This is a genomic window from Mesorhizobium sp. M2A.F.Ca.ET.042.01.1.1 (assembly GCF_003997405.1).
Taxonomy (GTDB): Bacteria; Pseudomonadota; Alphaproteobacteria; order Rhizobiales; family Rhizobiaceae; genus Mesorhizobium.
The window spans coordinates 1-8987 of record NZ_RZRX01000255.1 but is presented as its reverse complement, the minus strand read 5'-3'; the positions used below and the strand labels follow the sequence as shown (position 1 = coordinate 8987).

8 protein-coding genes and 1 pseudogene are annotated in these 8987 nt (G+C 66.0%); 8 read left to right on the top strand and 1 reads right to left on the bottom strand.

Translation table 11 applies throughout. From position 1 onward, the window contains the following. The 8 genes and pseudogenes from pcaQ to EOA23_RS28040 all read left to right on the top strand — a co-directional run. Positions 1–831, top strand: an 831-nt coding sequence (gene pcaQ / locus EOA23_RS28075; protein ID WP_127306540.1) for a pca operon transcription factor PcaQ, incomplete at its 5' end; no start/stop codon positions are given. A gap of 180 nt (positions 832–1011) precedes the next feature. Further along, positions 1012–2328, top strand: coding sequence for an ABC transporter substrate-binding protein (locus EOA23_RS28070; protein WP_127306539.1), 1317 nt, complete (start codon positions 1012–1014; stop codon positions 2326–2328). 85 nt (positions 2329–2413) lie between these two features. Then, entirely contained in the window at positions 2414–3088 is a 675-nt protein-coding gene (locus tag EOA23_RS28065) for an ABC transporter ATP-binding protein (RefSeq protein WP_281058768.1), read from the top strand. Then, positions 3085–3792, top strand: a pseudogene (locus EOA23_RS28060) (ABC transporter ATP-binding protein); the annotation flags it as partial. The gene EOA23_RS28065 and the pseudogene EOA23_RS28060, both read left to right, overlap by 4 nt. A 16-nt stretch (positions 3793–3808) precedes the next feature. Beyond that, a complete protein-coding gene (locus tag EOA23_RS28055; RefSeq protein WP_127306538.1) occupies positions 3809–4705 on the top strand; it encodes a branched-chain amino acid ABC transporter permease in 897 nt (298 codons plus the stop codon). After that, entirely contained in the window at positions 4702–5763 is a 1062-nt protein-coding gene (locus EOA23_RS28050) for a branched-chain amino acid ABC transporter permease (protein WP_127306542.1), read from the top strand. The genes EOA23_RS28055 and EOA23_RS28050 overlap by 4 nt, the downstream gene beginning before the upstream one ends. A 2-nt stretch (positions 5764–5765) precedes the next feature. After that, entirely contained in the window at positions 5766–6551 is a 786-nt protein-coding gene (locus tag EOA23_RS28045; RefSeq protein ID WP_127306541.1) for a coniferyl-alcohol dehydrogenase, read from the top strand. Positions 6552–6586: 35 nt separating this feature from the next. Continuing rightward, positions 6587–8032, top strand: coding sequence for an aldehyde dehydrogenase (locus tag EOA23_RS28040; protein WP_127306537.1), 1446 nt, complete (start codon positions 6587–6589; stop codon positions 8030–8032). A 35-nt stretch (positions 8033–8067) separates the two neighbouring features. On the opposite strand, the gene EOA23_RS28035 is transcribed toward EOA23_RS28040, so the two are convergent. Beyond that, a partial coding sequence (locus EOA23_RS28035; RefSeq protein WP_245474364.1) for a sugar phosphate isomerase/epimerase family protein occupies positions 8068–8987 on the bottom strand: 920 nt, incomplete at its 5' end.

Below are 8987 nucleotides of genomic sequence, written 5' to 3'. Positions count from 1 at the left end.
CTGCATGTCAGCGCGCCTGCCGTGACCAAGACCCTGCGTGAGCTGGAGGAAGCGCTGGGCGTCGCGGTGGTCGAGCGCGACGGGCGCGGCATCCGCGTCACGCGCCTCGGTGAAATCTTCCTCGGACACGCCGGCTCGGCGATCTCGGCGTTGAAGCGCGGCGTCGATTCCGTGCGCCAGGACGGCGCCCTCAACCGCGACCCGATCCGCATCGGCGCGCTGCCGACCGTCTCGGCGCGCGTGATGCCGCTCGCCATGAATCTGTTTCTCGAGGAAGGCACGGGCGCCGCGCTCAAGATCGTCACCGGCGAAAACGCGGTGCTTCTCGAGCAATTGCGTGTCGGCGCGCTCGATCTCGTCGTCGGCCGGCTCGCGGCGCCGGAGCACATGACCGGCTTCTTCTTCGAACATCTCTATTCGGAGCAGGTGCTGTTCGTGGTGCGGGCCGGGCATCCGTTGACGGAGCCAGGGACAGACATTTTCGCACGGCTCGATGAGTTCCCCGTCCTGATGCCGACGCGCGAATCCGTCATCCGGCCCTTCGTGGACCGGCTCTTCATCACCAATGGCATGACCGCGCCGGCGACGGAAATCGAAACCGTCTCCGATTCCTTCGGCCGTTCCTTCATGCGCCAGAGCAACGCCGTGTGGATCATCTCGGCCGGCGTCGTCGCCAACGAGATCGCTAGCGGCGCCTTTATCGCCCTGCCGGTGGATACGGAGGAGACCAAAGGGCCGGTGGGCTTGACCATGCGCACCGACACCGCGCCCTCGCCCGCCTTCACCATCCTCTTGCAGACGATCCGTGAGGCCGCGCGGCACCACGCCTGACGATCGGCCTTGGCAGTTCGAACTCTACTAACCCAGGGGTTAATAAAACACCGTAAAATATCATTTTACCGAACCAAACCGCTAGTGCAATGTCACCTCGGAGGATCGAAAGCCGTACTGTCCGAAGGCAAGCGGAACCCCGTTTGCCGTCGTGTCGAACGGCCACTGAGGGAGGAGCAGATGTCTCGCATTATCGGCAGCAAACCCATTCTATCGGGCATTTCACGGCGCCAGTTCATCGCCACGTCGGTGGCCGGCGGCGCGGCACTGGCATTCGGCCGCGGCAAGGCCTTCGCGCAAAGTGCCGACACGCTCAAGGTCGGATTCGTAAGTCCGCGCACCGGCCCGCTCGCCGGCTTCGGCGAGACCGATGGCTATGTGCTCGACCTCGCCCGCAAGGCTCTGGCCAATGGCATCGAGCTCGGCGGCAAGAAATACAGCGTCGAGATCCTCGACCAGGACACCCAGTCCGACCCGTCCCGCGCCGGACAGTTGGCAAAAGACCTGATCAACAACCAGGCCATCGACCTGATGCTCGCCGTCTCCACGCCGGAGGTCATCAATCCGGTGGCGGATGCCTGCGAAGCCGCCGGCGTGCCCTGCCTCTCGACCGTCATGCCTTGGGAGGCCTGGTATTTCGGCCGTGGCGCCAAGCCCGGCGCACCCTCGCCTTTCAAATGGACCTATCATTTCGGCTTCGGCGTCGGCGAATTCTTCAAGACCTACATTTCGCAGTGGAATCTGATCGAGACCAACAAGAAGGTCGGCGTCATGTATCCGAACGACGCCGACGGTAACGCCATCCGCGCCAATCTCGCGCCGCTTCTGGCCAAGCAGGGTTTCACGATCGTCGATCCCGGCGCCTATGAGACCGGCACCACCGACTATTCCTCGCAGATCGCGCTGTTCAAGCAAGAGGGCGTCGAGATCTTCAACTCCTTCCCGATCCCGCCCGATTTCGCCGCTTTCTGGCGTCAGGCAGCCCAGCAGGGACTGACAAGGCAGATCAAGATCGCCCAGGTCGCCAAGACCGGCCTGTTCCCCTCCGACATCGAGGCGCTGGGCGATCTCGGCATGAAAATTGCGAGTGCCGCCTATTGGCACAAGGCCTTCCCGTACAAGTCGCCGCTGACCGGCGTCTCGGGAACGGAACTGACCGATGGCTACGAGGCGACAAGCGGCAAGCAATGGACGCAGCAACTCGGCGCCTCGATGTCGCTGCTCGACGCCGGCTTCGAAGCCCTGAAGGCGAGTTCCAACGCCAAGGACAAGGCGGCGGTGGCCAAGGCGCTGAGCACGCTGAAGACCGAGACCATGATCGGCAAGGTCGACTTCACCAGCGGCCCGGTCGCCAATGTCTCGCCCGGTCCGATCATCGGCACGCAATGGGTCGCCGCCAAGGAAGGCTCGAAATTCCCGCTCGACTATGTCGTCACCGAGAACGCCACCGATCCGAAAGTGCCGGTCGGGGCCAAGCTCCAGCCTTACAACGGCTGACCTGCCGGGGGACCGCATCGTGAACGCCACGCCCAATGGTGCGATCCTCAACGCCGCCGGCATCCACAAGCGCTTCGGCGCGCTCGTGGTGCTCGACGACATCGACTTCGCCATGGGCGCCCAAGAGGCGGTGGGCATCGTAGGCCCGAACGGCGCCGGCAAGACGACGCTGCTCAGCGTGCTTTCCGGCGCCTATCCACCAAGCGTCGGAACCATTGCCTTCAAGGGCGATGACGTGACGGTGCTGCCGGCGACGCAGCGTTGCCGGCTGGGCCTCGTCCGTACGCACCAGGTGCCAAAGCCCTTCGGCGGCATGACCGCTTTCGAGAATGTCTTCGTCGCCGCTTCGCATGGCGCCGGCCTCGGCCGCGACGAGGCCTATGAGGAAGCGCTCGGCTCGCTGAAGCTCTGCGGCATGCTGGGCGTCGCCAACCGGCGCGCCGAGACGCTTGGCCTGCTCGACCGCAAGCGGCTGGAGCTGGCGCGCGCGCTGGCGGCGAAGCCGACGCTGCTTCTGCTCGACGAGATCGGTGGCGGCCTGACCGATGGCGAGGCCGGCGAGCTCGTCGAGACCATCCGCGAGTTGCGCCGCCGCAAGATCGGCATTGTCTGGATCGAGCACATCGTCCACATCCTGCTGCAGGTGGCCGAGCGGCTGATCTGCATGGATGCGGGAAAGATCATCGCCGACGGCGAGCCGCAGGCGGTGATGGCCGACCCGCAGGTGATCAGCGCCTATCTCGGCGGAGGCCCGAAATGAGCCTGCTGTCGGTCGAGGATCTGGTCGTCCGCCACGGCCTGCTGCAGGCGGTGCGCGGCGTCACCTTCGGCATCGAGCGCGGCGAGACGCTGGCGCTGGTCGGCGCCAACGGCGCCGGTAAGACGACATTGTTGAGGGCCATTGCCGGCGCGCATCAGGCAGCTTCGGGCCGCGTGGGCTTCGACGGCGCCGACCTCTCCGGTGTGCCTTCGCATGAGCGCGTCCGCAAGGGCATCGCGCTGGTGCCCGAAGGCCGGCGACTGTTCGTACAGATGACCGTCGAGGAAAACCTCCTGCTCGGCCGCGCCGGCGGCCGTCCGGGCGACTGGAGCGTCGACAAGGTGCTCGACACCTTCCCCAATCTCAAGCCGCGCCGTCACGCCAAGGCGGGTCATCTCTCCGGCGGTGAGCAGCAGGCGACGGCAATCGGCCGCGCGCTGATGAGCAATCCCGACCTGCTGCTGCTCGACGAGGTCTCGCTCGGCCTGTCGCCGCTGGTCGTCGACCGCGTCTATGCTTCGCTGCAGGGGCTGATCAGCTCCGGAACGACGATCATCCTTGTCGAGCAGGACCTCAACCGCGCGCTCTCCGTGTCCAACAAAGTCATCTGCATGCTGGAGGGCCGGATCGTGCTTGCCGGCGACAGCAAGAGCGTTTCGCGCGACGAGGTGACCAAGGCCTATTTCGGCCTGCACCGAAAAGCCGCTGGGGCGTGCCGGCATGAGCAACCAGATCGTCCAGGCCATTCTGCTCGGCGGCTATTACGCGCTGATCGCCTGCGGCCTCTCCTTCATGTTCTCGGTGATGCGCATCATCAACCTGGCGCATGGCAGCCTTGCCGTGCTGTCGGCCTTCGCGCTGTGGCTGCTCGCCTCGCGTTTCCACATCCCGCCTTTCCTCGGCTTGCTCATCGTCTTGCCGCTGATGGCGGTGATCGGCGGGGCCCTGCAGCGCTTCCTGCTCGAGCGCAGCGCGCGCGGCGGCGCGCTCTTACCGATCCTCACCACCTTCGGCCTCGCCATCGTCATCGACAATGTGCTGTTCGAGCAGTTCGGCGCCAACACGCGCTCGCTGGCGCCCTTTATCGGCAGCCTGTCCTACGATTCCTGGGAATGGCCGGGCAGCATCTATGTCGGCAAGCTCGCGGTCATCATCTTCATCACCGCTGTCGTCCTGCTCGGCGGACTGCAGCTCTTCCTCACGCGCACCGGGCTCGGCCGCTCGATCCGCGCCACTTCGGAAGACCCCGATACCGCTGGCCTCGTCGGCGTCGATGCGCGACGCGCCAACGCCGTCGCCGCCGCCATTGCCATGGTCACGGTCGGTCTCGCCGGCGCCTTCCTCGGCATGCGCGCCACGTTCGATCCCTATGCGGGCGCGACGCAATTGCTGTTCGCTTTCGAGGCCGCCGTCATCGGCGGCGCCGGTTCGCTCTGGGGCACGCTGGTCGGCGGCATCGTGCTGGCGCTCGCCCAGACGCTTGGCGCCAAGATACACCCGCAAGGCTTTCTCATCGGCGGCCATGTCGCCTTCCTGATCGTGCTGTTCATCCGGCTCTACACTTCCGGCCTCGGGCTGCGCGGCTTGCTACGGTTCTCAACGGGGAAGGTGTCATGAGCGCCGCCTCCCCCGTCATCGAGCGCGGCACGGCCGCCTCGCGCATCGCCGGCTTCGGCGTCGCGATCATCATCCTGCTGCTTGCCGTCGCGCCGCAGTTCCTCTCCGCCGGCGCGGTCGACCGCATGACCGCTTTGTTCATCTATGTGATCCTCGCCGCGATGTGGAATGCGCTCGCCGGCTTCGGCGGTCTGGTCTCGGTCGGCCAGCAGGTGTTCTTCGGCCTCGGCGCTTACTTCGCCATCCGCCTCGCCAATGCCGGGCTCAATCCGTTCGTCTCGCTGTTCGTTTCGGCGGTCATCGTCGGCGCGGTGTCCTGGCCGATCTCACTGTTCATGCTGCGCTTGAGGAACGGCGAGTTCGCCATCGGCATGTGGGTGATAGCGGCACTCACCCACCTTCTCGTCAATCTCGACCGGCTGATTCAGGGCGAGACCGGCACCTCGCTGATCTCGCTCAACGTCTACGACGCGTCGACAAGGCGCGTTGCGATCTACTGGCTGGCGCTGGCGTCGATGACGGCCTTGCTCGCAATCCTGTTCGGCCTGCTGCGTGGCAGCACCGGCGCCGCCATCCGCGCCATCCGCGACAATGAGGACGCGGCAGCCTCCATCGGCGTGCGCGTCACCGGCACCAAGCGGGTGCTCTTCGTGCTCGCCGCCTTCGGCATCGGCATCGCCGGGGCGCTGTGGCTGGCGACCGCTATCACCTTCCAGCCAAAAACCTATTTCAGCGTGCAGTGGACGGCCTACATGATCTTCATGGTGCTGGTCGGCGGCATCGGCACCTTCGAGGGCGCCATCCTCGGCGCGCTGCTGTTCTTTCTCATCGAGACCTGGTTCGGCGGCACCGGCGTCTGGTACCTGATCGGCCTCGGCGCCACGGCGCTGGCCTTTTCGCTGCTCCTGCCGCGCGGTCTGTGGGGCACGCTCGAAGAACGCTTCGGCTGGCGCCTGCTGTCGGTCGGCTACCGCGTCAGGCTTCCTGTCAACGCAAGCGACACGACCGGTGGGACCGCTTCGCCGGCACAGGTAACAACATCTCGGGAGAAAGCGTGACCATGCTGTACGGCAAGACGATCCTTATCACCGGCGTCGCCTCGGGCATCGGCGCCCGCACGGCGGAACTGGCGGGCCAGCTTGGCGCCGATGTGATCGGCGTCGACATGCGCGAACCGGCCGATCATCAGGGCATCTTCGTCAAGGCCGACATCTCGTCCAAAGCCGGCGTCGACGATCTTGTCAGGCAACTGCCGCAGCGTCTGGATGCGCTGTGCAACGTCGCCGGCCTCTCCGGCAACACCGGCGCCGTGCCGACGCTCGCCGTCAACTTCTACGGCCTGCGCGCGCTCTCGGAGGCGCTGGCGCCGAAACTTCGCGAGGGCGGCGCCATCGTCAACGTCGCCTCGATCGCCGGCTTCGGCTGGCGCGCCAATCTGAACCGCGCCGCCTCTATGGTCAGCGTCGAAGGTTTTCCCGATGTCGCGAGGGTGATTGCCCAGCACGCGGTCAAGAACGAGGAAGGCTATCCGGTCTCGAAGGAGCTTTTGCTCCTGTGGACCTTCCGCGCCGCGCATCAGGAGCTGTTCAAGAGCCGTGGCATCCGCGTCAACGCGGTGAGCCCGGGCCCGGTGGAGACGCCGATCCTCAAACAGTTCCGCGGCGTGCTGGGCGACGCGAAGGTCGACAGCGACATCGCCCGGGTTGGCCGAGCCGGCACATCGGGCGACATCGCGCCGGTTGTGCTGTTCCTGTGCTCGGACGGCGCGCGTTGGATCAACGGCGCCAACGTGCCCGTCGACGGCGGCCTGGAGGCGTCGATCAACGCGGAAGTGCTTGGCTTCTAATTTTGCAACGCTCCACGGCAGCGAGGGAGAAACCCATGGACATCGGACTTCTGATTGACGGCGACGAAAAGGCAGCGACCGGCAAGGCCTCCTACGAACGCCTGGATCCCTTCACCGGCAAGCTGGCGACATGCGCCGCGGCCGCGAGCATCACCGACGCCAACGCCGCAGTCGATGCTGCAGCCGCTGCTTTCGACACGTGGTCGAAAACTGGCCCCGGCGAGCGCCGGACGCTGCTCCTGAAGGCGGCCGATCTGATGGCTTCGAAGGTTGGCGAGTTCACGAAGCTGATGATGGAAGAGACCGGCGCCACCGGACCCTGGGCCGGCTTCAACGTCATGCTGGCCTCCACCATGCTGCGCGAGGCAGCCGCGATGACGACGCAGATTTCCGGTGAGGTTATTCCATCCGACAAGCCGGGCACGCTGGCCATGGCGATCCGCCAGCCGACTGGTGTGTGCCTCGGCATCGCGCCGTGGAACGCGCCGGTCATCCTCGGCACGCGTGCGCTCGCAATGCCGCTCGCCTGCGGCAACACAGTGGTGCTGAAGGCGTCCGAAATGTGCCCGGGCACGCATCGCCTGATCGGCCAGGTGCTGGTCGAGGCCGGCCTGCCCAAGGGAGTCGTCAATGTCGTCACCAACGACCCGAAAGACGCGGCGGCAATTGTCGAGGCGCTGATCGCGCATCCGGCGGTGAAGCGCGTCAACTTCACCGGCTCGACCAAGGTCGGCCGCATCATCGCCGAGCTCACCGGACGGCACCTCAAGCCGGCCCTGCTCGAGCTCGGTGGCAAGGCGCCACTGGTGGTGCTGGACGATGCCGACATCGACGCGGCGGTCAACGCCGCTGTTTTCGGCGCCTTCATGCATCAGGGCCAGATCTGCATGTCGACCGAACGGCTGATCGTCGATGAAAAGATCGCCGACGAATTTGTCGCAAAGCTTGCCGCTCGCGCCGCGCAACTGCCGGCCGGCGATCCGCGCGGCCATGTCGTGCTGGGCTCGCTGATCAGCAGCCAGGCGGCCGACAAGATGCAGGAGCTGATCGCCGACGCGATCGCGAAAGGTGCAAAGCTTGCGGCTGGCGGCAAGCGCACCGGCACGGTCGTGGAAGCCACGCTCCTCGATCACGTGACGCCCGCAATGCGCGTCTATGCGGAAGAATCATTCGGCCCGGTGAAGCCGGTCATTCGCGTGAACGGCGAGAACGAAGCGGTGCGCGTCGCCAACGACACCGAATACGGCCTGTCGTCCGCTGTCTTCAGCCGCGACATCCGCCGCGCCATGGCTGTCGCCGCGCGCATCCAGGCCGGCATCTGCCACATCAACGGCCCGACCGTCGGCGACGAGGCGCAGATGCCGTTCGGTGGCGTCAAGGGTTCGGGCTATGGCCGCTTCGGCGGCAAGGCCTCGATCGCCGAGTTCACCGACCTGCGCTGGGTGACGATCGAGGACCCGGGCCAGCACTACCCGTTCTGATTCTTCCTTCCCCTTGAGGGAGAAGGAAAAAACCCTCACCCCAGCGTCAGCCCCGCCTTCCTCGCTTCCTCGCGCAGGAACGGTAGCCCGACCTCGATGACGTCGCGCGGATCCTCGGCGACCGGCCGCCAGACGGCCAGCCCGCCGGCAATGTCGACATCGACATGGTTCATGCTTTCGAGCGTGATCGCGCCCTGATAGCCGATGTCGGCGATCGCCTTCATGCAGGCCGTCCAGTTGAGCATGCCGCGCCCCGGTACGCCGCGATTGGCTTCCGACACATGCACATAGCCGAGATAGGGCGCCGCCGCCTCGAAGCCGGACGCAAAGCTCTCTTCCTCGATATGCATGTGGTAGGTGTCGAGATGGATGAAGATGTTGTCGGCGCCGACCCGCTCGATGATGCGCGCCGCGTCGATGCCGCGGTTGATCAGATGCGTCTCGTAGCGGTTGCAGGGCTCGATGCCGAGCTTGAGGCTGCGTGACTTCGCCGACTTCGCCGCCCGTTCGAGGAAGCGGCACATGCCGTCGATCTCGCGCTGCGTCGGCGCCCGTCCGGTTGTCTTGCCGATCGTGCCATAGGTGACGCCGCCCAGCGCCTCGGCGCCCACCTCGTTGCAGACTTTGAAGGCCGGCTGCAGGAAGTCGAGCGCCTCGTCGGGCCGCTCGACCACGTCGAGCGCGCGCGGCAGGCCGAGCGACGGGATCAGCTCGACGCCATAGTGGCTGGCGAAGGCGCGCGTGCGCTTGGTGTCGATCTCCTCGGGGCGCAGCAGCGGGATCTCCATCAGGCCGATGCCGAGTTCCTTCAGCCGGTCCATCTGCGGCTCGATGCGGGCGAGGTCCCAGACCGGCGCGATGGCGAAAGTGTGCAGTCCGAAAGTATTCACGTCAGCCTCGTTGTTCATGCGCCGCCGCGGCGGCAATGTCGCCGCCGCCGACGATGCGGCTGACG